At 37.1% G+C, this 26,991-nt stretch carries 23 protein-coding genes; 22 read left to right on the forward strand and 1 reads right to left on the reverse strand.

Annotated features, from left to right (window positions below):
- The first annotated feature begins 24 nt into the window (after window positions 1–24).
- The 17 genes from GJU32_RS10880 (at window position 25) to prfB (ending at window position 19,074) form a co-directional block, all read left to right on the forward strand.
- Window positions 25–747 carry a cytidylyltransferase domain-containing protein gene (locus GJU32_RS10880; RefSeq protein WP_155591980.1) on the forward strand — a complete coding sequence of 241 codons (723 nt, stop codon included), beginning with the start codon at window positions 25–27 and terminating at the stop codon, window positions 745–747.
- Window positions 748–1,704: a UDP-2,4-diacetamido-2,4,6-trideoxy-beta-L-altropyranose hydrolase gene (gene pseG, locus GJU32_RS10885; protein ID WP_155591981.1), complete on the forward strand. Its 957-nt coding sequence runs from the start codon at window positions 748–750 to the stop codon at window positions 1,702–1,704. It abuts the gene before it with no gap.
- Window positions 1,701–2,747: a pseudaminic acid synthase gene (gene pseI / locus GJU32_RS10890; RefSeq protein ID WP_155591982.1), complete on the forward strand. Its 1,047-nt coding sequence runs from the start codon at window positions 1,701–1,703 to the stop codon at window positions 2,745–2,747. Before pseG ends, pseI begins: the two co-directional genes overlap by 4 nt.
- Window positions 2,744–4,078 carry a DUF4910 domain-containing protein gene (locus GJU32_RS10895; RefSeq protein WP_230875014.1) on the forward strand — a complete coding sequence of 445 codons (1,335 nt, stop codon included), beginning with the start codon at window positions 2,744–2,746 and terminating at the stop codon, window positions 4,076–4,078. The genes pseI and GJU32_RS10895 overlap by 4 nt, the downstream gene beginning before the upstream one ends.
- Entirely contained in the window at window positions 4,078–4,884 is an 807-nt protein-coding gene (locus GJU32_RS10900) for a formyltransferase family protein (protein ID WP_155591983.1), read from the forward strand. The genes GJU32_RS10895 and GJU32_RS10900 overlap by 1 nt, the downstream gene beginning before the upstream one ends.
- A gap of 2 nt (window positions 4,885–4,886) precedes the next feature.
- Window positions 4,887–6,029 (forward strand): UDP-4-amino-4,6-dideoxy-N-acetyl-beta-L-altrosamine transaminase, encoded by a 1,143-nt coding sequence (gene pseC / locus GJU32_RS10905; protein ID WP_155591984.1) that lies wholly within the window; start codon window positions 4,887–4,889, stop codon window positions 6,027–6,029.
- Window positions 6,030–6,089: 60 nt separating this feature from the next.
- The gene (locus GJU32_RS10910; RefSeq protein WP_155591985.1) at window positions 6,090–7,304 is read left to right on the forward strand and encodes a glucose-6-phosphate isomerase; all 1,215 of its coding nucleotides are present in this window, start codon (window positions 6,090–6,092) and stop codon (window positions 7,302–7,304) included.
- Between the two features lie 37 nt (window positions 7,305–7,341).
- Window positions 7,342–8,994 (forward strand): phospho-sugar mutase, encoded by a 1,653-nt coding sequence (locus tag GJU32_RS10915; RefSeq protein WP_155592178.1) that lies wholly within the window; start codon window positions 7,342–7,344, stop codon window positions 8,992–8,994.
- Window positions 8,995–9,152: 158 nt separating this feature from the next.
- Entirely contained in the window at window positions 9,153–9,539 is a 387-nt protein-coding gene (locus GJU32_RS10920) for a flagellar protein FlaG (RefSeq protein WP_155591986.1), read from the forward strand.
- A gap of 22 nt (window positions 9,540–9,561) precedes the next feature.
- Window positions 9,562–11,880, forward strand: coding sequence for a flagellar filament capping protein FliD (gene fliD / locus GJU32_RS10925; RefSeq protein WP_155591987.1), 2,319 nt, complete (start codon window positions 9,562–9,564; stop codon window positions 11,878–11,880).
- 28 nt (window positions 11,881–11,908) lie between these two features.
- Window positions 11,909–12,268: a flagellar protein FliT gene (gene fliT, locus GJU32_RS10930; protein ID WP_155591988.1), complete on the forward strand. Its 360-nt coding sequence runs from the start codon at window positions 11,909–11,911 to the stop codon at window positions 12,266–12,268.
- Window positions 12,269–12,478: 210 nt separating this feature from the next.
- Window positions 12,479–12,889: a flagellar export chaperone FliS gene (fliS, locus tag GJU32_RS10935; protein WP_058843826.1), complete on the forward strand. Its 411-nt coding sequence runs from the start codon at window positions 12,479–12,481 to the stop codon at window positions 12,887–12,889.
- A gap of 196 nt (window positions 12,890–13,085) precedes the next feature.
- On the forward strand, window positions 13,086–13,466 hold the full coding sequence (locus GJU32_RS10940; protein ID WP_155591989.1) for a PilZ domain-containing protein: 381 nt from the start codon (window positions 13,086–13,088) through the stop codon (window positions 13,464–13,466).
- Between the two features lie 250 nt (window positions 13,467–13,716).
- Window positions 13,717–14,268 (forward strand): ribosome hibernation-promoting factor, HPF/YfiA family, encoded by a 552-nt coding sequence (gene hpf, locus GJU32_RS10945; protein WP_155591990.1) that lies wholly within the window; start codon window positions 13,717–13,719, stop codon window positions 14,266–14,268.
- A gap of 142 nt (window positions 14,269–14,410) precedes the next feature.
- A complete protein-coding gene (gene secA / locus GJU32_RS10950) occupies window positions 14,411–16,921 on the forward strand; it encodes a preprotein translocase subunit SecA (protein ID WP_155591991.1) in 2,511 nt (836 codons plus the stop codon).
- A gap of 383 nt (window positions 16,922–17,304) precedes the next feature.
- Window positions 17,305–17,847, forward strand: coding sequence for a competence protein ComK (locus GJU32_RS10955; protein ID WP_155591992.1), 543 nt, complete (start codon window positions 17,305–17,307; stop codon window positions 17,845–17,847).
- Window positions 17,848–17,969: 122 nt separating this feature from the next.
- A protein-coding gene (gene prfB / locus GJU32_RS10960; protein ID WP_420798380.1) for a peptide chain release factor 2 occupies window positions 17,970–19,074 on the forward strand; the annotation gives its coding sequence in 2 pieces (ribosomal slippage) (window positions 17,970–18,044 and window positions 18,046–19,074; 1,104 coding nt in all).
- Between the two features lie 41 nt (window positions 19,075–19,115).
- On the opposite strand, the gene GJU32_RS10965 is transcribed toward prfB, so the two are convergent.
- Window positions 19,116–19,625: a competence protein ComK gene (locus GJU32_RS10965; RefSeq protein WP_155591993.1), complete on the reverse strand. Its 510-nt coding sequence runs from the start codon at window positions 19,623–19,625 to the stop codon at window positions 19,116–19,118.
- A 226-nt stretch (window positions 19,626–19,851) separates the two neighbouring features.
- On the opposite strand from GJU32_RS10965, the gene GJU32_RS10970 reads away from it, so the two are divergent.
- The 5 genes from GJU32_RS10970 to GJU32_RS10985 all read left to right on the forward strand — a co-directional run bounded on the left by GJU32_RS10970 (window position 19,852) and on the right by GJU32_RS10985 (window position 26,832).
- Window positions 19,852–20,094: an IDEAL domain-containing protein gene (locus GJU32_RS10970; protein WP_155591994.1), complete on the forward strand. Its 243-nt coding sequence runs from the start codon at window positions 19,852–19,854 to the stop codon at window positions 20,092–20,094.
- Window positions 20,087–20,341 carry a hypothetical protein gene (locus GJU32_RS23155; protein WP_196426664.1) on the forward strand — a complete coding sequence of 85 codons (255 nt, stop codon included), beginning with the start codon at window positions 20,087–20,089 and terminating at the stop codon, window positions 20,339–20,341. The genes GJU32_RS10970 and GJU32_RS23155 overlap by 8 nt, the downstream gene beginning before the upstream one ends.
- 209 nt (window positions 20,342–20,550) lie before the next feature.
- A complete protein-coding gene (gene uvrB / locus GJU32_RS10975; RefSeq protein ID WP_155591995.1) occupies window positions 20,551–22,530 on the forward strand; it encodes an excinuclease ABC subunit UvrB in 1,980 nt (659 codons plus the stop codon).
- A gap of 7 nt (window positions 22,531–22,537) precedes the next feature.
- Window positions 22,538–25,405: an excinuclease ABC subunit UvrA gene (gene uvrA / locus GJU32_RS10980; protein WP_155591996.1), complete on the forward strand. Its 2,868-nt coding sequence runs from the start codon at window positions 22,538–22,540 to the stop codon at window positions 25,403–25,405.
- A 239-nt stretch (window positions 25,406–25,644) separates the two neighbouring features.
- Entirely contained in the window at window positions 25,645–26,832 is a 1,188-nt protein-coding gene (locus tag GJU32_RS10985) for a DUF4097 family beta strand repeat-containing protein (RefSeq protein ID WP_155591997.1), read from the forward strand.
- The last annotated feature ends 159 nt before the right edge of the window (window positions 26,833–26,991 follow it).

The raw sequence follows: 26,991 nt of genomic DNA on the forward strand, positions 1-26,991 counted from the left end.
TATGTAAACTTAGGATGTGATTTTTTGAAAACAATTGTTATTATTCAAGCTAGAATAGGTTCTACTCGACTTAGAGGAAAGATATTAAAACCTGTAGGAGATTCGAATGTACTGATGTATGTTACAAAGCGCTGTTCACAAATCAAAGGTGTGCATGAAGTAATTGTTGCAACGACTTCAATGCCTCAAGATGATGCGATTGCAACTTGGTGTTTAGAAAATAATATTCGATGCTTCCGAGGTTCAGAAAATGACGTCCTATCCCGTTTTGTAGATTGTGCAAAGGAGTACGAGCCAGACTATGTTATGCGTGTAACGTCTGATTGTCCATTTGTTGATTACGAAATGGCAAGTGATATCGTTGAATTGATGACAAACGAGAATAAGGATATTGTTCTTATTGATGGAGAACAGCCACGCGGACTTGCGGTAGAACTAATTTCTTATCAGGCACTATTGCATATTAATATAGCAGGTAAGGAAGAAAGGCATCGCGAGCATGTAACGTACTATGCCTATGAATTTGCAAATGAATTTGAGGCAGTAATCTATAAAGCACCTACCAATCGTAATGCGCCTAAATTAAGGATTACATTAGACACAGAAGAAGATTATGCACTTATTTATAATGTAGCAAAGCATTTCAACAACCCACTTGTGTCGAGTGTAGATGTCATACAATACTTAAATAATCATCCCGAAGTAGCTAATTTGAATTCCCATATTGAGCAAAAGCCGGTGATATAAGTGAAAGTCATAATTCGAGCAGATGCTTCAATTGAAATTGGTAGCGGTCACGTGATGCGTTGCCTAACTATTGCTAAGAAATTCCGTGAAGCAGGCTGTCAAGTGACATTTTGGATGGAGCCTTTACCCGGAAATATAATAAACTTTGTGGCACAAGAAGGCTTTGACAATTTGGAAGAAGCTGATTACGCTGATCTCTATATTATTGATCATTATGCACTTGATAAAGAATGGGAACAAGCGATTCGAAAGTATGCACAAAAAATTTTTGTGATAGATGATTTGGCCCGTTCACATGAATGTGATGTAGTGTTGGATCAAAATATTGTACCAAATTATGCTACACGCTATGACGTGCTTGTACCTGAACATTGTATAAAGTTATTAGGACCGCAGTATTTAATTGTAAGAGATGAATTTATTAAAGTACGTCAACAGCCAAGGGAACGCGGGGATATAGTGAAGCGTTTACTTGTCTTTATGGGAGGAAGCGATCCAACAAATGAAACAATGAAAGTATTACAGGCTCTTGATTATTTTATTTTTGAGCATGTCGATATCGTTGTTGGTCATGGCAATCCGTCAAAAGTACAAATCGAATCTATCTGTAACAAGCGTGGGTATCATTTTCATTGTCAAATTGACTATATGGCAATGCTCATGCAACAAGCTGATTTTGCCATTGGTACTGGAGGAGCAACGATGTGGGAACGATGCTATGTTGGGCTCCCTTCAAGTGCAACAATTGTAGCAGAAAATCAACGAGAAACAACTGAGTACGCAGAGAAGCTTAGTGTTGTGAACAATTTAGGTTGGCATGAGCAAGTGGCCGAAGATACATATAAGAGTTTGCTAAGTACCCTTACAGTTAATGAAATGGGGGCTAAGGGGCTTGCTTTAACTGCAAACAAGCAACCAAATGCTTGGATGTACAAAATAATGGAGTTGATGAAATGATAAAAATAGGGCATAAAGAGATTGGTCGCCAAACAAAACCGTTTATTATTGCAGAAATGTCAGGCAATCATAACCAATCATTGGAACGTGCATTACACTTAGTTGAACTTGCCGCTGAGGCGGGGGTTGATGCATTAAAGTTACAAACATACACTCCAGATACGATTACGCTAGATGTACATACAGGAGAGTTTTTTATTCAGGATAATGTGAATATTTGGAAAGGTAACTCTTTGTACAATTTATATAAAGAGGCATATACACCATGGGAATGGCATCAAGAGATTTTTAATAAGGCGAAAGAGTTAGGATTACTTGCTTTTAGCTCTCCATTTGACGAAACGGCAGTCGACTTTCTAGAAACTCTTGATGTACCTGCTTATAAAATTGCATCATTTGAAAATGTGGATATACCGTTAATTCGAAAAGCTGCTCGCACTGGTAAACCAATTATTATTTCTACTGGTATGGCAACAGCAGCAGAGCTAGACGAAGCAGTTCGAGCTGCAAGAGCTGAAGGAAATCATCAAATTATTTTATTAAAATGTACAAGTACCTACCCTGCTACACCAGCAAACTCTAATTTAGCTACTATACCTCATATGCGAGAGTTGTTTGGTACTGAAATTGGTTTATCAGATCATACGATGGGTGTTGGTGTATCGGTTGCTGCCGTAACTCTTGGGGCAACAGTTATTGAAAAGCATTTTACTACCTCTCGTGCTGATGGGGGAGTGGATTCTGCATTTTCAATGGAGCCACATGAGTTAAAAATGCTTGTAGAGGAAACTGAAAGAGCATGGCAAAGCTTAGGGCAGGTTCAGTATGGTCCAACAGAAGCTGAAAAGGACTCAACTAAATTCCGACGTTCATTATATATAGGGGAAGACTTAAAAGCAGGCGACGTTTTAACAAAAGAAAATCTTAGAAATGTTCGACCAGGTTTGGGTCTGCCAACAAAATACTATGATTTAGTACTTGGAAAGACTGTTAAGCAAGATGTGAAGAAGGGAACACCTTTAAGTTGGGAGTTATTACTGTGAATGAATTAAAAGAAATGGACGAATTGTTTGATCGACTTTTTCCAATTATGCGTAGTATTACAGGAGTAGGTGTTCGAGAAACAATTCGTATCCTACAAGAATATATTCCACTTGAAATGGAAGGAATTCCAACAGGTACAGAAGTATTTGATTGGGAAATTCCAAAAGAGTGGGTTATACGGGAAGCTTGGATTAAGGATGAGCATGGTGAGACAATCATTGATATAAAGGATTTAAATTTACATGTTGTAAATTATAGTGAACCTATAGATATGTGGCTTTCCCTTGAGGAATTAAAGCAACATGTTCATACGATTCCCCATTTACCAGAAGCTGTGCCTTATGTTATCTCCTATTATAAGGAACGTTGGGGTTTTTGCATGAGTCAAAATCAATTAGATACTCTTCCTCAAGGAAACTATCATGTTTATATCGATAGTGAAAAAGTGGATGGAGAATTGAATTTTGCTCAAGCTATATTGCCTGGAAAATCAAAAAAAGAAGTTTTAATTAGTACATATATTTGTCATCCTTCTATGGCTAATAACGAATTAAGTGGACCAATTGTTGCAGCCTTTTTATATAATCGCCTTAAACAATGGGAAAATAGAGAGCTAACTTATCGATTTGTTTTTTTACCTGAAACAATTGGATCTATTGCATATTTATCAAAATACGGACAACATTTAAAGGAGAATATGTATTCTGGAGTGGTATTAACATGTCTAGGGGGAAAAGAGAAGAAGCTAAGTTATAAAGCTTCCCGTAATAATGAATCACCATTAAATCTTTTACTGCAATATTTAAATAGTAAAGAGAATCCAAATTTACTTATTAGACCATTTAGTCCGCTAAATGGATCGGATGAAAGACAATTTTGTTCGCCTGGGTTTAATTTACCTGTTGGGCAATTTGCAAAAATGACTTACGGGACATATCCTGGTTATCATAATTCGCTTGATACTAAGGAATCGATGTCAATAGAAGCACTTTTAGATAGTGTTAATGAAATAGAAAATATTTTAAAGTTACAAGAATTAAATGGTTATTATGTCAATAAAAAACCCTATGGTGAACCTAAATTGGGAAAATATAATTTATATCCTGATATTAATGCTCCAGCTTTACGTGGAAGATCGAATAATACAAACATTGATAATCGACAACAATTAAATCAGATTTTAACTTTACTAAGTTATTCTGATGGTAAGCACAGATTATTAGATCTAATAAAAAATTATCCACTAGAAGATTATAAAACTTCAATTGATATATTAAAAGAACATCAATTACTTGAAGGTCCATTTTACGAGGAGAAGGGGTTATTTTAGTGAGAGTATTATTACTAACAGGATCACATCCGAGACATTTATATGTAGTGAATAAACTAGCTGAATTAGGTATAGTAGCTGCTCATGTTATGGAAGTCCGAGAAGCGTTTGTCCCTCAACCACCAGCCAATCTAGAAGAAATTGATCGCCTGAATTTTATTCGACATTTTGCAGATAGAGATGAAGCCGAACAGCGCCAATTTGTAGGACACGAAAAAGTACAACATGAGATTCCAACTTTAAATGTGTCTTTAACACAGTTAAATAGTGAGGAAACAATTAAGTGGATTGCTTCACAATCATTTGATATAGCTATCAGTTATGGAGTACATAAGTTATCTGACGAGTTGTTAAATGTTTTACCAAAGCATTCATGGAATATTCATGGTGGATTATCACCTTGGTATAAGGGAAACACTACACTATTTTGGCCATTCTTTATGTTACGACCAAATTGGGCAGGTATGACAATTCACAGATTATCAGCACGATTAGATGCAGGAGATATTGTCCATCAATCAGTTCCGAATCTAGATTATGGTGATAAGCTTCATGATGTTGCTTGTAAAGCGGTCGTTCAAGTTGCTAAGGATTTATCTACAATTCTAACTACAACAACTCTTGACCAAGTAGAATATCATCCACAAAAAGCAAACGGGAAACTATGGATAGGTAATGATTGGATGCCTCAGCATCTACGTTTTGTTTATAATCAATATAATAATGATATTGTAGATCAGTTATTAGACGGAAAAATACCAAGAATCGATCCTCCTGTTATTTCTGCTTTGAGAAATGAGGAATAGTTATGAAAAAATTGCCTAAATTTCTTTCCTATGGTCGTCAATCTATTGATGAGGATGACATACAGATCGTTATAGAAACATTACGCTCGCCTTATTTAACTCAGGGTCCAAAAATTGAACAGTTTGAACAGGTGATAGCCAATTATGTTGGCGCTCAATATGCAGTTGCTTTTTGTAACGGAACAGCGGCACTTCACGCAGCTTGTTATGCAGCAGGTATACATGAAGGAGATGAGGTAATAACTTCACCGATTACATTTGCGGCTAGTGCTAACTGTGTGCGTTATTTGGGAGGAACGGTTGTCTTTGCAGATATTGATGCAAAGACTTACAATATTAATCCTGAAGAGATAAGAAAAAAGATAACACCAAATACAAAGGCAATTATCCCAGTTGATTTTACAGGTCAACCAGCAGATATGGATGCTATCATGGACATCGCACGTGAACATAACCTAGTTGTCATCGAAGACGGTGCTCATTCTCTTGGTGCTGAATATAAAGGAGAAAAAGTTGGTACACAGGCAGATATGACAATGTTTAGCTTCCATCCCGTTAAGCCAATAACGACAGCTGAAGGCGGTATTATTGTAACGAATAATGAGGAATATTATCGTAAATTACAATTATTCCGTAGTCATGGTATTGAACAAACTGACTTTTCAGTTGATCAAGGAGGTTGGTATTATGAAATGACTGACCTTGGCTATAATTATCGAATGACGGATTTACAAGCAGCACTTGGTTTATCTCAAATTAAAAAAATTGATACGTTTATCCAACAACGTCGTGAAATTGCTGCATTTTATACGGAGGCATTTCAAGATATAGAAGGAATTATCGTTCCACAGCAGCTAGAGGGAACTAATTCCGGCTGGCATTTGTATATGGTTCAGCTTGAGGGAATATCGCGTAAGTTTGTGTTTGAACAAATGAGAACTTTAAATATAGGCGTTCATGTACATTATATTCCTGTCTATTGGCACCCATATTATCAGCAGTTGGGGTATAAACGCGGAGTATGCCCAATTGCTGAAAAGTGGTACGAAAAAGCTTTAACATTACCAATTCATCCAAATATGACAGTAGAAGATTTATCAATAATTGTGTCGAATATTAAAGAATTACTAAAACAACCGAAATAAGTAGTACAACACACAGCTTGCTCTTAAAAGAGTAAGCTGTTTTTAACAGGAGTTGACGATATGATTAATTTTCATCCACTAGCTAATCTACCTAAAATGAAAATTTCGGAAAATCCAAGCATGCAGCATTATAATCCTGTTTCTATGCAAGAGCTTTTTATGATTCAAAATGTTGCAAATCAAATAAATTCAAGAGCTCAAATTTTTCTAGTTATTGGTGTCGGTGGTTCTTTTCTTGGTGCACGTGCGGTAATTGATGCTCTAACTCCTTATTTCCATACTAATAATGGTGTCGAAATTTTATATGCTGGAAATAATATGAGTGGTGCGTATTTAAAGCAGCTATTGTCTTATTTAAATACGAAGGACGTTTATGTCAATGTTATTTCAAAGTCTGGTTCAACGATGGAACCGGCCCTTGCCTTTCGAGTTGTAAAAAAATATATGGAGGGACGATATGGTAAGGAGTCACGTAAAAGAATAATTGTTACTACTGATGCTGAAAAAGGAATCTTAAAGCAAATTGCCATTAAAGAAGGATATCGCCAATTTCCTGTTCCGTCTGAAGTTGGAGGACGTTATTCAGTATTTACGCCAGTGGGTTTATTACCAATTGCAGTTGCAGGTATTGATATAGAAGCTTTTGTTCGTGGTGGAAGACAAGCAGAATTAGATTTTTCTAGTGAATCGAATAGTGCAGTCGATTATGCTTGTGATCGTTATGCATTATATAAACAAGGTTATTCAGTTGAACTGCTTGCCTCATTTGAGCCAAGACTTAATAAATTGCATGAATGGTGGAAACAGCTATTTGGAGAAAGTGAAGGGAAAGAACAGAAAGGGTTATATCCTTCAACCGTGAACTATTCGACAGATTTACATGCTATTGGACAGTTTATTCAAGATGGTAGTCGTATTATGTTTGAAACACTTATTCACTTTGATAATATCGAAGAAGATATTGAAATCCCTTTTTCTGCTGAAAATATAGATGGTCTGAATTATTTAGCTGGTCGATCAATGAATGAGGTAAATGCAACATCAAAAGATGGGGTAGCACTCGCACATGAAGAAGGTGGCGTACCTGTTATTCGTATAGAATTGCCAAAATTAGATGCATATCATGTTGGATATTTGATGATGTTCTTTATGAAAGCATGTGTTATCAGTGCTAACTTACTTGAGGTGAATCCATTTGATCAGCCTGGTGTAGAAGCATATAAAAAGAAAATGTTAGAGTTGTTAAAGGAAGATGTGGTGAAGGTTCGTGCATAAAGAATTGTATAAGTTATGGCGACAAAAAGCGAATCGTATGTATCAAGATGAACTGCTAGAAATTGGTGATAATAAACAAACGATGGAAGATCATTTCTATCAGTTAGTTCCTTTCGGTACAGGCGGGATGAGAGGGAAGCTAGGAGCTGGCACTAATCGTATCAATATTCATACCATTCGTTTAGTAGCTGAAGGATTAGCTCGTCAAATTGAAAGTCAGGGAGAAGTAGCGAAAATAAGTGGTGTCGTTATTGCTTATGATACACGTCATTTTTCACAGGAGTTTGCTTATGAAACAGCAGGAGTTTTGGCAGTATATGGTATCCGGAGCTATGTATTTAGTGAAAGTCGACCAACTCCTGAATTAAGTTTTGCCATTCGATATTTAGCGGCTTATGCTGGAGTAGTTATTACAGCCAGTCATAATCCTAAAGAATATAATGGTTTTAAAGTTTATGGGCAAGATGGAGCACAGTTAACACCTCAATTTGCCGATGAAGTCTCTGAACATATGAAAAGTGTAGAAGATATTTTTAAAATTCATTCCCTAACAAAAGACGAACTATTTACATCGGGTTATTGCATTGAGATTCTAGAAAAGTTGGATGATGCGTATAATTCAGCTCTAAAAACACTTGTTCATGTTAATGGCAAAAAGGATATAAACATTGTCTATACACCCTTACATGGTGCAGGTCTTGTGCCGACTAAGCGTGCTTTAAAAGATGCAGGCTTTACAAATGTACATATTGTTAACGAACAAGCTATTCAAGATGGCGATTTTTCAACAGTGTTGTATCCAAATCCTGAAGAAACTCTTGCCTTTGAAATGGGGATTGATTTAGGAAAGAAAGTTGGAGCTGAATTAATACTAGCTACAGATCCAGATGCAGATCGTCTTGGTGTAGCGATACTTAATGGTGATTATTATCAGCTATTAACAGGGAATCAGCTTGGTGCCCTATTATTAAACTATATACTTTCTACAAAGCAACAAGCAGGAACTTTACCTTTGAATGGGGCAATGTTAAAAACTATTGTAACCTCTGAGTTAGGGACAGCAATTGCAGATAGTTTTAATATACAAACGATAAATACACTTACAGGCTTTAAATACATTGCTGAGAAAATCGCAGAATTTGAAACAACTAGTGAGCATTCGTTTTTATTTGGATATGAAGAAAGCTACGGTTATCTAGCAGGGAATTTTGTAAGAGATAAAGATGCAGTACAAATTGCACTCTTAACCGCAGAAATGGCTTCTTATTATAAAGAGCAAAATCTATCACTTTTAGATGTGCTGAACTCCCTCTACCAGCAACATGGATACTATCAAGAAAAGTTGTTGTCATTTACATATGAGGGGATGGAGGGGCAGAAACGAATAATCAATATTATGGAGCACTTTAGAAACAAAAAATCTGTTGAAATAGCTGGAATCAAAGTTATAGCAAAAGAAGATTACAAAGTTGGTTTTACATATCTTGCAAATGGTGAGAAACAAAAATTAACTTTACCGAAAACAGATGTTCTCAAATATAGATTAAAAGATGATTCATGGATTTGTATTCGACCTTCTGGAACAGAACCAAAATGCAAAGTTTATATAGGTGTTAAAAAGGAAAGTAAAGCAGAGGCAGATGAAACTGTAGCTAATATTGAAGAATTTATACGTGAATTAATTTTATAATTTAGTTTGTAACTCCTGAATCTATTCTAATAAGATCCAGGAGTTTTTTTGTTATATAAACAAGGGCTAACTGATTGTTTTGTCAAAAAACGTGAAACAATACAAAATACTTCCGATAATAATGGTAAGCAATTGAAAAGTTTAGGAGGTTGAGTTAAATGCGTATTGTATCGCAAGGACTGTCAAATGATACGATCACTGCACCAACTAATACAAAAGCAACGAATGTGCAGGAAAATATGACGCCTAATGTTTCGACAGAAACAATCTCTAAATCAATAGTAGAAAAAACAACAGCAGCAGTGGAAGATCAAGAAATTTCAAAAGATAAACTACAACAGGCAGTTGATGTTGTAAATGAATTTTTGGAAATTAATCATAGTTCCTCTAAATTTATCTATCATGAGGGATTAGAACGTTATTATGTAACAATCGTAAATCGTGATACTGAAGAAGTAGTAAAAGAAATTCCACCAAAAAAATTATTGGATGCATTTTATGAGATGCAAAAAATGGTAGGAATGATTGTAGACGAAAAAATTTAAAGGAAAATAGGAGGATAAAAAAATGGTTTCAAGAATTGGTGGATTAGCCTCAGGGATGGATATTGATAGTATAGTAGAGAAATTGATGCAAGCAGAAAGAATGCCGTTGAATAAGGCATTTCAAAGAAAACAAACATTAGAATGGCAACGTGACGCGTATCGTAATGTCAATGTAGCTACACAAAAACTCAATAAATTTTTAGAGGAAAAAATGTGGTTACAGAGTCAAATGATGAAAAAAACAGCTTCATCTTCTAATGAAAACCTAGCAACTGTTAAAGCTACAAATACAGCCACAGGTTCTCTCAATATTGAAAGTGTTTCCCAATTAGCCACTTCAACTCAGATGATTGGTGAGCAAACAGGTTATACAGGTACAACGAAATTATCAGCTTTGGTAGGGAATTCTGTTAAGTCAATAGAGATAAAATCAATCGATAAGAACGGTAATTTAGCAGAAAAGGCATCTACAATTACGTTTGATCCTTCAAATGATACAATTAATGATTTAGTAAAAAAAATCAATCAGAGTAATGCCGGTGTTACTGCGCTATTTGAAAATGGGCAACTTTCATTAACTGCAAATAATACAGGTAGTGTAAAAAGTGGTAGTGGAGAGATTGTTTTTGAACAAGGGAAAGAACTCTTTGATGCATTAGGTATGGATAATGCAACTCTAATTTCTGGTAAAAATGCGATTCTAAAAGTTAATGGTATTTCGATGGAGCGTTCATCAAATACATTTACGATTTCTGGCTATGAGGTATCACTTAAGTCAACATTCAATGCCAAAGCAGGCGCAGCTGATCGTGTAGCAGCAGCAGAAAAAGAGTTGAAAAATGCTGAAGATGCACAGCTAATTTTAGAAGCTGATAGAGATAAAAAGCTTGGTGATTATAATACTTATTATAATGATACGTATAAAAAAGAACACGAGCGTATTTTTGGGAAAAATAATTTAACAGTTGATCAACAAGAAAAATTTAATAAATTATCAAATGTAGGAAAAGCTGCTCTTTTAAACGCTACTGATTTGTCTGACCTACAATCTTTGAATATCGATTATACAGATGCAGAGAGTATTAAATCATCTATTAACAATTCTAGCTTAACAGATGAACAAAAAGCAAAACTATTGGGATTATCTGCAGATGACTTAAAATCTTTACAAAGTGCAGATGGAGGAGCGTTGCTTGAGCGAGCACATCAAGTAGATTTTGAAAATTCCTTTAAAACCTTAGATAAAACTTTTTTGAATAATTTAACAGACGATGATGTAGCATTTTTATCTGAAATTAAAGGAAAAGATAATAGTGAAATTGATCTGATTTTAGCCGGAAAAGGTGATGCTGTTAAAGAAAAATTCGGCAAAATGGATCGAGTTGATTTGAGCCGTTTATCTGATTTAAGTGATTCCTTAGAGGATTTTAAACAGTTTAGTGCAGTTGATAAAAAGAATAATGATAATAAAACTGCGTATCAAGTAGCAGAAAAGGATGTACAGACTGGTCTGAAACGTATTGCCGAGGCTCAGAAGTCCCTTGATAATGCAAAGGCTGCAGAGAACAGTACAGTTGGCGATAATTCCCCTTCTGTACCTCCTGTTAGTTTAACTTCTACTACAGATACTAAGAGCATAAAAGAAAGTATTCAAGAATTTGTGAAAACATATAATGAAATGCTTGATACGATGAATGGTTTATTAAAAGAGAAGAAATATCGTGATTATCCACCATTGACAAAAGAGCAACGTGAAGATATGTCAGAAAGCGAACAAAAGTTGTGGGATGAAAAAGCAAAAAGTGGTCTATTACGTAGCGATTCGTTAGTTCGAGATGGTTTAGCTAAAATGCGCTCTCAGTTTGTATCGACTGTCAAAGGATTAGGTGATGATACAATTGATTCTTTAGCTGAAATTGGGATCACAACATCTAAGATACTATCAGATGGTGGAAAGCTAGTAATAGATGAAAAGAAACTTGATGCTGCATTGGAAAAAGATCCTGATCAAGTCATTCAAATGTTTACTAATCAAGGCAGTGTAAATACTATAACTGATGAAAAAGGTAGAAAAGTAACCCAAGATTCACGAGGTATAACAAAACGTCTAAGAGATGAAATAGATGCATTAACAAAAAACATTGAGAAGAAGGCAGGGAAGGAAGGAAAAACAGATCAAACGTATAGTTTAGGTAAACTAATTATAGAATCTGATAATCGTATTACTAAATTACAAGCTAAACTAGTAGATATCGAAGCACGATATTGGAAACAATTTACGGCTATGGAGCAAGCCATAAATAAAGCAAACCAACAATCTAGCATGTTTATGCAAGGTTGAGGCTTCTAATTAAGGTAGGGGAAATAATATGCAGCAAATAAATCAACTATTGCAGACTTCAGCTAATTTATTTAAGCATTTAGGTGATATTCCTAAAGGCGAAGAACGAGATAACTACATTGAAAACATTAATGCAATGTTGGATAAGCGTGGAACGATTATAAACGATCTGAAACAAGAAGGTTTTCATTTTGATGAACAAGACCGTGTTCATCGTACCTTGCTTGAACTAGATAATGGCATTAAAAAACGATTAGCAGCTGTTATGGATGCAATTAAACAAGACATGGCAAACCTTCAAAAAACGAAAAAAAGTGAACAGCAATATTATAATCCTTACTCGAATGTTCGTGTGATGGATGGCATGTATTATGACAAAAAGAATTAACATTTTATCTTCATTCAGCGTGGTGAAAGCCGCAAGCTGAATGGAAGATAAAGCCCCGGCGGATGTCAGGGATTTTAAAAGGAGTGAATTGTGATTGCACAATTCAAAATCCCGACACAATTACGCCGAGGCGTAATTGATCAAATAGCTTTTCTTCGTAAAATGGTTTAAACTAGTAAATAAGTAACCTTTCAAAGGAGTTGTCCTTTATTGGCAGCAAATTTAACAGCACAAAACGCATATAAACAAAATAGTGTAACGACTGCTTCCCCTGGCGAGTTGACGTTAATGCTTTATAATGGATGTTTGAAATTTTTGATTAAGGCGAAACAAGCTATTCAAGAGAAAAATGTCCAAGAAAAAAATACAAATCTTATAAAGGCCCAAGCCATTATTGCCGAACTAATGTCTACACTCAATATGGATATTGAAATTTCGAAACAGATGCTTCCTCTTTACGAGTATATGAATCATCGTTTAGTTGAAGCGAATATTCAAAATGATGTAGCCATTATTGAAGAAGTAGAAGGATTAGTGACGGAATTCCGCGATACGTGGAAGGAAGTTATTCGCATTACTCGACAACAGCAATTTGGTCAGGGAAATAGCGGACAAATTTAGACAAAATTAGAGGCCATCATCAGAAGATGGTCTCTTTTCTTTATGACAAGAATCATTAACTAGAAATTATCACTAAATAGTCATAAATCAGGCTGTTCAACGGTAAAATATGTTACTTATTCCCTCTAGCTGACAGAAGGGCATCGTGTCATAATCAAAGCAATATAAATGTTTAACAAAGTACTGGGGTGGGAATATGATCTTTAAGCGTCAAGAAGGCTTTCGATTTAAATTTGAGGAGCCTGTTCAAATAACGTTTGCTATTTATGAGAATGGAAAGGTCAATCATGGACAAACGGCTATGGCTGACTTGCTGGATATTAGTCCGCGTGGGCTAAAGATGTTTACTGAAGTGGATTTAGGCGTGAATCCTCCTCCGTTGGATATCCATTTTGTGCTAGATACACAAGAGGTGCGAGCTTATGGAGAAGTGATCTGGAGTCGTCCGTTTGGTAACGGCAAGCAATATGGCGTCTATTTCAATGATCAAGGACGAGTGGAAGATTTGATTGTGGAAGAACTAAAGCTGCGACGTAAAAAGGAAGCAGCCGAAGCGAAAAAACAAAATAATCTTTAATCATGGCTCTCGGTTTTCGATCTTGCGATATTGGTCACGCTGCCATTGCCCTAGGATAAGAAGCCTTTAGTCCCTTCAGTAGATTTTTAAAATGCTCGGGAAAGAGCCAAGCCTTCATTTTCTTTATAGAAGTAGGAGTCTTAGGGTGAATTAAAATAAAATTTTTTTGTAAAAAAAAGAATTATTTTAGAGGAATTTCACACACTTGTGTAGAAATAGATAGTATAGCAGTTATAAAGGAGGAGTTTACATGTTAAACTTTAACATTCGTGGTGAAAATATTGAGGTAACTCCAGCTATTCGAGAGTATGTTGAGAATAAAATCGAAAAAGTTGAACGTTATTTTAACGAAGATGTTAACGCCAATGCTAACGTAAATTTAAAGGTTTATAATGACAAGCAAACAAAAGTGGAAGTCACAGTTCCGATGAAGAACTTAACTCTTCGTGCTGAAGAGCGTCATAATGATATGTATGCTGCTGTTGATCTAATTGTTGATAAATTAGAGCGTCAAATTCGTAAGCATAAAACAAAAGTAAACCGTAAATTCCGTGAGCGTGAAGGTGCAGGCCTTTATTTCGCTACTAGTCAAGCAGTCGCTGATGCCTCTACAGAAGAAGAAGAATATTCAATTGTGCGAACAAAGCAATTTGACTTAAAACCGATGGACCAAGAAGAGGCAGTTTTACAAATGAATATGCTTGGACATGATTTCTATGTCTTTACAGATGCTGAATCGAACGGCACCAATATTGTCTACAAACGTAAAGACGGAAAATATGGCTTAATTGAAACAACTTAAAACTCCATAATGACAAAGGCTCTCGCGATGGCGAGGGTCTTTTTTGTATGACATTCTTGTGCAAATGGGGAGACTGTTTGCATGAAACTGTTACACAATGGTAAAATGGAAGTTGAATCTATATAGGAAGTGAAAAACATTCATGGCAAACCTATTAAATAAACTATTTGATTTCAATAAACGTGAGTTGAAAAAATTAGAAAAAATCGCTGACCAAGTTGAGGGATTCGCTTCTCAAATGGAACAGCTTTCAGATGATCAATTACAGGCGAAAACGGAAGAGTTTAAAAAACGCTATGCCGATGGAGAGGACTTAGGTTCTATCCGCGCGGAGGCTTTTGCTGTTTGTCGAGAAGCAGCGAAACGTGTATTAGAGATGTACCCATTCCGTGTGCAAATCATGGGTGCTGCTGCGCTTGATGAAGGTAATATCGCAGAGATGAAAACCGGGGAAGGTAAAACCTTAACTGCGACGATGTCTGTTTATTTGAATGCTATCACTAGTAAAGGTGTACATGTTGTAACGGTCAACGAATATTTAGCGAGCCGTGATGCTGCTGAAATGGGACAACTGTATAATTTCTTAGGCTTGTCTGTTGGTCTTAATCTGAATAGTCTCTCAAAAGATGAGAAACGCGCTGCTTACGAGGCTGATATTACGTATAGTACAAACAACGAGCTAGGCTTTGACTATTTACGTGATAACATGGTGCTGTATAAAGAGGAACGTGTACAACGTCCGCTGCATTATGCTGTTATCGATGAGGTAGACTCGATCTTAATTGATGAAGCGCGTACGCCATTAATTATTTCGGGACAGGCTGGGAAATCAGCACAGCTTTATAAACAGTCGAATGCGTTTGTGCGTATGTTAAGTGCGGAGACAGATTATACGTATGAAGAATCAACGAAAGGTGTTACGTTAACAGATGCAGGTGTGGAGAAGGCTGAAAAAGCATTTGGCATTGATAATCTGTTTGATTTGACACATGTTCGTTTAAACCATGCCATTAACCAATCGTTAAAGGCACATGTGAGTATGCATAATGATGTGGATTATGTTGTACAGGATGGCGAAATCGTGATCGTTGACGGCTTTACAGGTCGTTTGATGAAGGGGCGTCGTTATTCTGATGGCCTACACCAAGCAATTGAAGCCAAAGAAGGCGTTGAGATTCAAAATGAATCGATGACAATGGCGACGATTACTTTCCAAAACTACTTCCGTATGTATCTAAAGCTTGCAGGGATGACGGGTACAGCGAAGACAGAGGAAGAAGAATTCCGTAATATTTACAATATGAGTGTTGTAGCCATTCCTACGAATAAACCAATTGCTCGTGATGACCGTGCAGATTTAATCTTTGCTTCGATGGAAGGAAAGTACAAAGCGGTAGCTGCAGATATTGCAGAGCGACATCAAGCAGGACAACCTGTTCTTGTAGGTACAGTTGCGATTGAAACGTCTGAAATTATTTCAAGATTATTGGATAAGTATAAAATTCCTCATAATGTATTAAATGCGAAAAACCATGAACGTGAAGCTGAAATTATTGCGAGTGCCGGTACAAAGGGTGCAGTAACAATTGCGACAAACATGGCTGGTCGTGGTACAGATATTAAACCAGGTGAAGGCGTAATGGAGATTGGTGGTTTAGCAGTAATCGGTACAGAGCGTCATGAATCTCGTCGTATTGATAACCAGCTTCGTGGACGTTCTGGTCGTCAAGGGAATCCAGGGGTTACGCAATTCTATCTATCACTAGAAGATGATTTAATGCGTCGTTTTGGCTCCGATAATATGAAATCTATGATGATGCGTTTAGGCATGGATGATTCTCAGCCATTGCAATCTAAAGTTGTGTCGAGAGCTGTAGAATCTGCACAGAAACGTGTCGAAGGTAATAACTTTGATGCACGTAAACGTTTATTACAATATGACGATGTATTACGTCAGCAACGTGAGATTATTTATAAAGAGCGTTATGATGTACTCGAAACAGAAAATATGCGTGTGCTTGTTGAGTCGATGATTCAAGAAACAATCGATAATGTTGTTGGACTGTATACGCAGGGTGAGCAGAAAGATTGGAACTTAAAGGCGATTGAAGACTTTGTAGCGGCTAATCTGTTAGAAGAGGGTCAACTAAAAGGATCTGATTTCCAAGGTAAGTCTGCTGAAGACATTAACCAATTAATTTCTGATGCTGTTCATGTTCGTTATGATGAAAAAGAAGCAGAGTTAACGCCAGAGCGTATGCGTGAGTTTGAAAAGGTCATTTTATTACGTTCAATTGATACAAAATGGATTGATCATATCGATGCGATGGATCAACTTCGTCAAGGTATCCATCTACGTGCATATGGACAAAATGATCCACTTCGTGAATATCAACAAGAAGGCTTTGCGATGTTCGAGGATATGGTTGCGTCCATTCGTGAGGATGTCGCGAAATATGCGATGAAGGCAGAAATTCGCAGTAATCTTGAGCGTGAAGAGGTGGCGAAGGGCCAAGCGGTTAATCCGAAGGAAGAAGGCGGCTCAGCTCCGAAAAAGCAACCTGTACGTAAGGCAGAAAACATTGGTCGTAATGATTTATGCCCATGTGGAAGTGGTAAGAAATTTAAAAACTGCCATGGTGCAGGTCAATAATATAGTGAAAACAAACCATTTTAACTGCGTGTTGAAATGGTTTTTTTCTTTTGAAATCATCATGTTTTGAAGGAAATTTAGTATAAAAAAGTCAGAATTTATAGACAATTGAAAAATATGGGTATACAATAGTTGTAATAATAGGAGTTTAGTTTAGGGAAGGAATCATATTAATAGCCTAAATTAGTTGATGTTTATGAAGAATAAGACCTAAGGGGGATGAGAAATTTGGAGAAGCTTTTTTTAAAAAAAGGAAGGTCGTGTGCGGGAATAAAGATCTACAAGCATTCTTACTCGTAAATACATTTGGGATGTACGAATATTGGTATATTCCTTTTTATTTTGGCTGAAAACAAAATAACGTGTATAAAGGGGGACTATAGATGCATAAAAAAGATGTGATGAGCAATGAAACAATGTTGTATATGCCTGTGTATGATTCCTTTGGAAATTTATGTACGCGGGTGTTCGAGAAAAATAATGAATATATATCCAAATTAGCACCAACGAAGTTGATGGACTATAATCTTCGTTATTTTGGTTCTAGTTTAAGAGGATCCTTTGATGGAACGAAAATGATTCTAGGTAAGCTGAATAAAAACCCAGTCGTGGTTGATGAACGTTGTAATATTTTATGGTTTCCAAGTAAGTCTCCTTTACATCCTGAATGTATATGGTTCGCCATTCATCATATTGATGAATATATCGCTGTGGATAAAAAGAGGACAAAGGTAACCTTTATGAATGGCAAGGAAATGATTGTGGATGTCAGTGTGAAAGCGTTAGATTATCGCATTCAGAGAGCTTTTTTATTAAAGTATAGATTAGAGAAACGAACAAAGCATCTACTCGTTCAGTATGATCGAGTGAAAGTATTTCAACATCTACCCAGTAATATGCTTGAGGATGAGATGCGGGATAGTTGATTTGCTCCCACAAAACAACTGCTAGATAGTATGTTTTCCTTTGTAAAAACGTTATAATAAAAAAATAGGGAGCTTTGTGAATGCAGTTTTAGCTCCATTACTAACGTTCGGAGGATTTAACAATGATTGAATTAGCAGATGTACGCAATGTGTTAGACACTACAGCCAAAAAATTGGCGGACTTCAGGGGGTCTCTTTGACTTAGAGAACAAAGAGGCACGTATTCAGGAGCTAGATGAGATGATGCTAGAGCCAGGCTTTTGGGATGATCAGCAAGGTGCACAGGTGGTTATCAATGAAGGAAATGGCCTGAAAGCAATCGTTAATGAATATAAAGATTTAGCGGAAACGCACGAAAATTTAGATATGACATTGGAACTTTTACGTGAAGAGCCAGATGAAGAATTACAGGAAGAGTTAGGCAAAGAGCTAGCAGAATTTCAACAAAAAATGGGCGATTTTGAGCTGCAATTGCTGTTAAGTGGACCATATGATCAAAACAATGCCATTTTAGAGTTACATCCTGGTGCAGGTGGAACGGAATCACAGGACTGGGGTTCTATGCTGTTACGTATGTATACTCGATGGGCAGAGAAGCGTGGATTTAAAGTGGAAACGGTGGACTATCTTCCTGGAGATGAGGCGGGTATTAAATCTGTAACTTTGTCAATTAAAGGTCACAATGCTTTCGGTTATTTACAGGCGGAAAAGGGTGTGCATCGTCTGGTACGTATTTCACCATTCGATTCGTCTGGTCGCCGCCATACATCGTTTGTTTCTTGTGATGTTATGCCAGAGTTTGACGAAAATATTGAAATCGAAATTCGTACAGAAGATTTAAAAATTGATACGTACCGGGCAACAGGTGCAGGTGGTCAGCATATTAATACAACAGACTCAGCAGTTCGTATTACACATATCCCTACAGGTACCGTTGTACAATGTCAGGCAGAGCGTTCACAGATTAAAAACCGTGAAAAAGCGATGACGATGTTAAAAGGGAAATTATATCAATTAGAGCTCGATAAGCAACAGGCACAGTTAGATGAAATACGTGGTGATCAAAAGGAAATTGGCTGGGGCTCACAAATTCGTTCTTATGTTTTCCATCCATACTCCATGGTGAAGGATCATCGTACGAGTGAAGAAACAGGGAATGTCGGTGCAGTCATGGACGGTGATTTAGATCCATTTATTAATGCCTTTCTACGTTCAAAAATTAACTAATACAAATCCCCCCAAGAGGAACTCATGGGGGGATTTTCTATTTAAAAAGGCGGATGATATGGTGCATCATGGCTAAGTTGTTTTCGTTCGTTCATATAATATTTATAGAGCATAGAGGCATTAAGAAACTGTTTGCTAATAGAAGCATATTGAATGGGTAGTTCAATTTTTTTATCGTTTTTTAATGTTACGACACAGCCCATTTCACTAGGTGTTATATTGATAATTGCGTGAAGTCCAATCCATATATTATGAATGGAATTAGGTGAGTAGGTTGGTAGAAAAATACAGGGATAACCGTAATCAAAGGCCACGACGATTGGTAGCTTGTGTTGATTGCCGAAAAAACGTTTAGCCGATTGTTTTGCGGCTTCATAAGTTGTACCTAATGAAATACAAGATTTTCGAAGCACATACATCGGTTTACGTGTGACAATCAGCTCATTATGTTTGTCAATAACATGCGTGAAAATTTTAGTGTTGTGCTGAATAGGTTGGATCAAGTAAGTGTTAAATGAAATTAAGTATCCATTTACAAAATGGGTAGTCATATTGGGAATGCCTCCTTTTCTATTGTTAATGGTAGTGTAGTTCATAAAATAAATTTTCGGAAAATATAGAAAAAAGATGAAAACCCTTCAGAAAAGAATGAAATGCGTAGAGAATTTGCTTTAAATCTCACGAGATTAATAGCTAATCCAAGTTATTTTTGAATCGTATGCATTGCATTTCAATTTCAATTTTCATATAATTTAGAAAAGGATCGAGGTGAGATCGTTGGATAAATATTATTCGTATACAGATTTTCTAAAAGCCGTTGGTCAGTCGAAAAAAGTGGATGAGGCAGAGAAATTATTAAACGAGATTTATTTAGATTTATTTTTAAATCGTATCCAGCGTGTGCATCGTCAAGAGCAGCTCATGGTTCTGATAGATAGAGCACTCGATGAAAAAGATGAAAACGCATTTTATCAATACGCAGCCGAACTAATTTCATTGCAGCAAGCAGAAGATGAATAGTATTGACGAACCCGCTTTCCGTGTTTATTGGAGAGTTGGGTTTTTTTATTTTGAAAATAGTTGTGGTGGATTTGAAAAATTGTGGCTCTGCTCTAAATGTGAAAAAAGTGACTCAAAAGCAGAAAAGTGTATGGAGTCGTTTCATGGGCATAGTCAAAAGCAGAGGAAGCGCTTGAGAATGAAAAAGAATCGCTATAAAAGTAGAGATACATGCTTGAAACGAAAAAAATTCTTAAAAAAGAAATAACTTACACTTAATAGCTAGAGTTGAAGCTTGAAAACCTGATGAAGCGGCTATTATGAGAGTAACTAGTTTTTATTGGTTTTACGGATAACCCTATACAAATTTTAGCGACAAAAAAATTTTTACAAACATTCGTTCGTTAAATGTTCGAAATTTTACTATCGCTATGCTAAAATATATGTACAAATTGGAAGGAAAGGACGGGGACATGTGTGCAAACTTTTGATTTACAAGCGCCATATCAGCCTAACGGGGATCAACCACAGGCAATTGCGGAATTAGTGGAGGGTGTTAAAGCAGGCAAACGGCATCAAACATTGCTTGGTGCTACAGGAACTGGAAAAACGTTCACCATTTCTAATGTAATCCAGCAGGTCAAGAAACCGACACTTATTATGGCACATAATAAAACACTAGCTGGCCAGTTATATAGTGAATTTAAAGAATTCTTCCCGAATAACGCCGTTGAATATTTTGTCAGCTACTATGATTACTACCAACCAGAAGCCTATGTACCGCAAACAGATACCTATATAGAAAAAGATTCTAGTATTAACGATGAAATTGATAAGCTGCGACACTCTGCAACATCTGCATTATTTGAGCGTGAGGATGTCATTATTATTGCATCTGTGTCCTGTATTTATGGTCTAGGTTCGCCTGAAGAATATCGAGAAATGGTTGTATCCATTCGTACAGGTATGGAAATTGAACGTAACCAGCTACTGCGCAAGCTTGTGGATGTTCAATACGAACGTAATGATATCAGTTTCACACGCGGAACATTTCGGGTACGTGGAGATGTAGTAGAAATTTTCCCAGCCTCACGTGACGAGCATTGTATTCGTGTGGAGTTTTTCGGTGATGAAATCGATCGCATTCGTGAGGTAGATGCATTAACAGGTGAGATTTTATCAGACAGAGATCATGTTGCTATTTTCCCAGCCTCCCACTTCGTTACACGAGAAGAAAAAATGAAAAAGGCTATTGAAAACATTGAAAAAGAATTAGAAGATCGACTTGCTTTATTACGTTCCGAGGAAAAATTACTAGAGGCTCAGCGATTAGAGCAGCGTACCCGTTATGATTTAGAAATGATGCGTGAAATGGGTTTTTGCTCTGGGATTGAGAACTATTCACGTCACTTAACATTACGTGAAGCAGGGGCCACTCCGTATACTTTGCTGGATTATTTCCCTGAGGACTTTTTACTTGTAGTCGATGAAAGTCACGTAACACTTCCTCAAGTCCGTGGAATGTACAATGGTGACCAGGCTCGTAAAGGTGTTCTCGTTGAGCATGGTTTCCGCTTGCCATCAGCTCTTGATAATCGTCCATTACGGTTTGAAGAATATGAAAAGCGAATGCATCAAGCTATTTATGTATCGGCAACACCAGGTCCTTATGAGCTGGAGCATACTCCAGAAATGGCACAGCAAATTATTCGTCCTACTGGTCTATTGGATCCATTAATTGATGTACGTCCCATCGAAGGGCAAATAGATAATTTGATTGATGAGATTCAAGATCGAATTGCAAGTAATGAGCGAGTTTTAGTGACAACGTTAACGAAGAAAATGTCAGAGGATTTAGCAGCCTATTTGAAAGAAATGGGTTTAAAGGTCGAATACTTACATTCTGAGATAAAGACGCTTGAGCGTATTGAGATTATTCGTGAGCTACGTAAAGGAACATATGATGTGCTGATTGGCATTAATTTATTGCGTGAAGGGCTTGATATTCCTGAGGTATCACTTGTGGCGATTTTAGATGCTGATAAAGAAGGATTTTTACGTTCCGAACGTTCATTGATTCAAACGATTGGCCGTGCTGCACGTAATGCGAATGGTCATGTCATTATGTATGCAGACAATGTAACAGACTCGATGAAAAAGGCGATTAGTGAAACGAAACGTCGTCGCGCATTACAAATGGCTTATAACGAGGAGCATGGCATAACGCCTCAAACAATTATCAAGAAAATCCCAGAGGTGATTCGTGCGACACAAGTAGCTGAAGATGAGGAATCCTATGTAACAAAGGCTACGAAAGGCAGAAAACTAACAAAGGCGGAAAAAGATCAGCTTTTGGCTTCGTTAGAGGTAGAAATGAAGGAAGCCGCAAAAGCGCTTGATTTTGAACGTGCGGCTGAGTTGCGAGATACAATATTTGAATTGAAGGTAGAAGGGTGAATGACTTGTGAAAAATACTGAAATTGTCGTGCAAGGTGCACGTGCTCATAATTTAAAAAATATCAATGTCACAATACCACGTGATCAATTAGTTGTATTAACAGGTTTATCGGGATCAGGAAAGTCTTCTCTAGCATTTGACACTATTTATGCGGAGGGCCAACGTCGTTATGTTGAGTCCCTTTCCGCCTATGCCCGTCAATTTCTAGGGCAAATGGATAAGCCAGATGTCGATGCGATAGAAGGTTTATCGCCTGCTATTTCAATTGACCAAAAAACAACGAGCCGCAACCCGCGTTCGACTGTAGGTACGGTAACGGAAATCTATGATTACTTACGTTTGCTTTATGCACGTATAGGTAAACCGATTTGTCCAAATCATGGGATAGAAATCACTTCCCAAACGATTGAGCAAATGGTGGATCGCTTACTAACTTACCCAGAAAGAACAAAAATGCAGCTCCTTGCGCCGATGGTTTCAGGACGTAAAGGAACACATGTTAAACTGCTGGAGGATTTAAAAAAGCAGGGCTTTGTCCGTGTACGTATTGATGGGGAATTGCGCGATTTAGATGATGCAATTGATCTGGATAAAAATAAAAAACATTCGATTGAAGTGGTAGTGGACCGTGTTGTTATGAAGGAAGGGATAGCTGCTCGTCTAAGTGATTCTTTAGAAACAGCTTTGCGTTTAGCTGAAGGTCGTGTACTTGTAGATGTGATGGAGCATGAGGAATTACTATTTAGTGAACATCATGCCTGTCCATTATGTGGTTTTTCTATTGGTGAGCTAGAGCCTCGTATGTTTTCATTTAATAGCCCATTTGGTGCTTGCCCAAGCTGTGACGGCTTAGGGTCAACACAAGAGGTAGATTTAGATTTAGTGGTGCCGGATTGGGATCGTTCAATAGTAGAGCATGCCATTGCACCGTGGGAGCCAACTAGTTCACAGTACTATCCTCAATTATTAAAAGCTGTTTGTGATCACTATGATATTCCGATGGACGTGCCTGTGAAGGATTTACCGAAGGAAAAGATGGATAAGATTTTATATGGCTCTGGAAAAGAGAAAATTCACTTCCATTATGAAAATGAGTTTGGCAATGTTCGAGACCAAATGATTGAATTTGAAGGTGTTGTACGCAATGTTGAGCGTCGTTTTAAAGAAACAACATCCGATTATGTTCGTGAGCAAATGGAGAAATATATGGCTCAGCAAGCTTGTCCTTCATGTAAAGGCTATCGTTTAAAAACGGAAACGTTAGCTGTGAAAGTGGCAGATAAGCATATTGGTGAGGTAACTCAATATTCGATTCAGGAAGCGGACACATTTTTCAAAGAGCTAGATTTAACTGAAAAGGATATGCAAATTGCTCGCCTGGTTTTACGGGAAATTGAAGAGCGATTGGGCTTCCTTGTCAATGTAGGTTTAGACTATTTAACATTGAGTCGTGCAGCAGGCACATTATCAGGTGGAGAAGCGCAACGTATTCGACTAGCTACACAAATTGGTTCACGTTTAACTGGGGTCCTCTATATTTTAGATGAGCCGTCGATTGGTTTGCATCAACGCGATAATGATCGTTTGATTAGCACGTTGCAAAATATGCGTGATATCGGTAATACATTGATTGTCGTGGAGCATGATGAAGATACGATGCTAGCAGCAGATTATCTTATTGATGTAGGACCTGGTGCTGGCGTTCACGGAGGTCAAATTGTTGCAGCAGGTACACCCCAGGAAGTCATGAATAATGAAAAATCTTTAACAGGTCAATATTTAAGTGGCAGAAAATTTATCCCATTGCCAGTTGAAAGACGTCAGCCAAATGGACGTAAGCTCTCCATTAAAGGTGCCAAGGAAAATAATTTACGCAATGTTAAAGTAGATGTTCCACTTGGTTTGTTTGTCGCAGTGACAGGTGTGTCTGGCTCTGGAAAATCTACACTGATAAATGAAATTTTATATAAATCATTGGCACAGAAGCTGAATCGTTCAAAGGTCAAGCCTGGAGAACATAAAGAAGTGACAGGCATAGATGAGCTAGAAAAAGTAATCGATATTGATCAATCACCAATTGGTCGGACACCTCGTTCTAACCCAGCAACATATACAGGTGTATTTGATGATATTCGTGATGTTTTTTCGGCAACAAATGAAGCGAAGGTAAGAGGCTATAAAAAAGGTCGTTTTAGTTTTAATGTCAAAGGTGGCCGTTGTGAAGCATGTCGTGGTGATGGCATTATTAAAATAGAGATGCATTTCCTTCCAGATGTCTATGTGCCATGTGAAGTATGTCACGGGAAACGTTATAATCGTGAAACACTTGAAGTGAAGTATAAAGATAAGAGTATTGCAGATATTCTAGATATGACGATTGAAAATGCCGTAGTGTTCTTCGAAAATATTCCAAAGATCCAGCGTAAGCTACAAACTATTGTCGATGTAGGTTTAGGCTATATGAAATTAGGACAACCTGCCACAACATTATCAGGTGGTGAGGCTCAGCGTGTCAAACTAGCCTCTGAATTACATCGACGCTCTACAGGGAAATCTTTTTATATCTTGGATGAACCAACGACAGGTTTACATGCAGATGATATTGCCCGTTTACTGGTAGTGTTGCAGCGTCTTGTTGAAAATGGTGACTCTGTATTAGTCATTGAGCATAATTTAGATGTCATTAAAACTGCTGATTATATTATTGACTTAGGCCCAGAAGGTGGGGACAAAGGCGGAACCATCATTGCGACTGGTACACCAGAAGAGGTCGTAAAAGTTGCTGGCTCTTATACAGGGAAGTACCTAAAACCGATTCTGGAACGCGATCGTATGCGAATGGATGCCGTGCTAGTAGAAGCTTCTAAAGCTTAAGGACAACCCCTCTATTGGTAATCAATTAGAGGGGTTACCTGTTTAATTTGGGGTGTGAAATGAGCAAAAAGTGGAGAGACCTACTCAATCCGAGTTGAAATGCCCGTACAACTTGAGGTAAAAGTATGGAAAGCCAAGATATTGTAATGAAAAGACCCAATTTATTCAATTTTGCAGTGAAACTTTTCACTTGATGAATCGTATAAATAGTATAACGAACTGAGGGAGGCTATTTATTTATGCAAAATGAACGTCAACGAATTTTAGAACTTGTAGAAAAAGGTACGATTTCGGCACAAGAGGCGCTTACATTACTAGAAGCATTAGAGCAATCTGGCAAGTCTACTCAAAGTGTTATGAATGATGTGTCAAAAGAGACGCAGTCATCTCCAACTGAAAAAGAGTCACTTTTTGAAGAAAAACAAAAAGATGGTGACAAGAAAAAAGAAGATTATATGAAGTACTTCCAAGATGAGATGCAGGATTTTCGTAAAGATTTAACGCAAATTGGTTCTCTTTTTATGGATATGATGAATACAGCTGTCAAAAAGGTGAAGGAATTTGATGTAGCCTCTCCATTTGGCGATAAAATTGAGTTTACACACACAGAAGAAGTGGCTGCTGCCAATGTAGACAATATTATTGTTGAATTACCAAATGGTAACTTCTCGTTGGAATCCAGTGAGGGAGATACGATTCAAGTTATTTGTAAGGTGAAAGCACCATTGATGAATGATAGTGAAGAAGAAACACGCAATCACTTTTTAGAGCAATTTGTTGTGAAAGAAGATGAACGTTCACTTCGAATTTTAAGTCAATTAAAGCTTGTGCAAGTCAATGTTAAGGTGTTAGTACCAAAGGATAAGCTTGAAAAATTATCTGTTCGACTTATGAATGGTAGTGTTTCTTTACAGGACACAGAATTTGAAGAATTAAAAGTAAAAACTTTAAACGGTGCTATTAAAGGAACTAAGTTTAATTTTGGAAAAGCGGAAGTAGATTCTTCCAATGGTTCCATTGAATTAACAAATGTCCGTGGTAAGGATTTAGAGGCTGAAACACTGAATGGGCGTGTTTATTTAGATGGCGCATTGGATGAAGTGGAAGCTAAATCTGTCAATGGACATGTTGTGGTGACGACTTGTTCGACAAACTCATCTAAAATAAAAGCTCAGACAGTTGCAGGGTCAGTTGAATTGTATGTTCCACGCACAATTTCATTAAGTGGCAAAGTTGTGACGAATTTTGGAAAAGTGGATGTAGGTATTCAGGATGTTTCCAAAATGGAATCACAAGATCAATTCCTATCCAAAGTAGTACGTTTTGATAAAGAAGTTGAAAATGCGAATCGCTTATTTATCGAAGGTGAATCGAAAACAGGTGCTGTTTTAGTGCGCTATACAACAACGGACGAACAACAAATTTAACAGTAGAAGCATTCAGGCTAATTTAAAGCTTGAATGCTTTTTTTCTTGTCAAACAGGATTCGACTTCGTATGTAGTCGATTTCTGTTTTTATTTTTGTCATTTTCTTGAGGATAATGGCAATGAAAGAACGAAATAGTAGGAACTACCACGTATTGAAA

It is taken from the genome of Lysinibacillus cavernae (assembly GCF_009724685.1).
Taxonomy (GTDB): Bacteria; Bacillota; Bacilli; order Bacillales_A; family Planococcaceae; genus Lysinibacillus; species Lysinibacillus cavernae.

What these genes read in the sequence shown, in the direction of transcription:
- pseI (WP_155591982.1), top strand. Translation starts at nt 1,701, where the DNA reads ATGATAAAAATAGGGCATAAAGAGATTGGTCGCCAAACAAAACCGTTT.
- pseC (WP_155591984.1), top strand. Translation starts at nt 4,887, where the DNA reads ATGAAAAAATTGCCTAAATTTCTTTCCTATGGTCGTCAATCTATTGAT.
- GJU32_RS10910 (WP_155591985.1), top strand. Translation starts at nt 6,090, where the DNA reads ATGATTAATTTTCATCCACTAGCTAATCTACCTAAAATGAAAATTTCG.
- GJU32_RS10915 (WP_155592178.1), top strand. Translation starts at nt 7,342, where the DNA reads ATGTATCAAGATGAACTGCTAGAAATTGGTGATAATAAACAAACGATG.
- GJU32_RS10920 (WP_155591986.1), top strand. Translation starts at nt 9,153, where the DNA reads ATGCGTATTGTATCGCAAGGACTGTCAAATGATACGATCACTGCACCA.
- fliD (WP_155591987.1), top strand. Translation starts at nt 9,562, where the DNA reads ATGGTTTCAAGAATTGGTGGATTAGCCTCAGGGATGGATATTGATAGT.
- fliT (WP_155591988.1), top strand. Translation starts at nt 11,909, where the DNA reads ATGCAGCAAATAAATCAACTATTGCAGACTTCAGCTAATTTATTTAAG.
- GJU32_RS10940 (WP_155591989.1), top strand. Translation starts at nt 13,086, where the DNA reads ATGATCTTTAAGCGTCAAGAAGGCTTTCGATTTAAATTTGAGGAGCCT.
- hpf (WP_155591990.1), top strand. Translation starts at nt 13,717, where the DNA reads ATGTTAAACTTTAACATTCGTGGTGAAAATATTGAGGTAACTCCAGCT.
- secA (WP_155591991.1), top strand. Translation starts at nt 14,411, where the DNA reads ATGGCAAACCTATTAAATAAACTATTTGATTTCAATAAACGTGAGTTG.
- GJU32_RS10955 (WP_155591992.1), top strand. Translation starts at nt 17,305, where the DNA reads ATGCATAAAAAAGATGTGATGAGCAATGAAACAATGTTGTATATGCCT.
- GJU32_RS10965 (WP_155591993.1), bottom strand. Translation starts at nt 19,625, where the DNA reads ATGACTACCCATTTTGTAAATGGATACTTAATTTCATTTAACACTTAC.
- GJU32_RS23155 (WP_196426664.1), top strand. Translation starts at nt 20,087, where the DNA reads ATGAATAGTATTGACGAACCCGCTTTCCGTGTTTATTGGAGAGTTGGG.
- GJU32_RS10985 (WP_155591997.1), top strand. Translation starts at nt 25,645, where the DNA reads ATGCAAAATGAACGTCAACGAATTTTAGAACTTGTAGAAAAAGGTACG.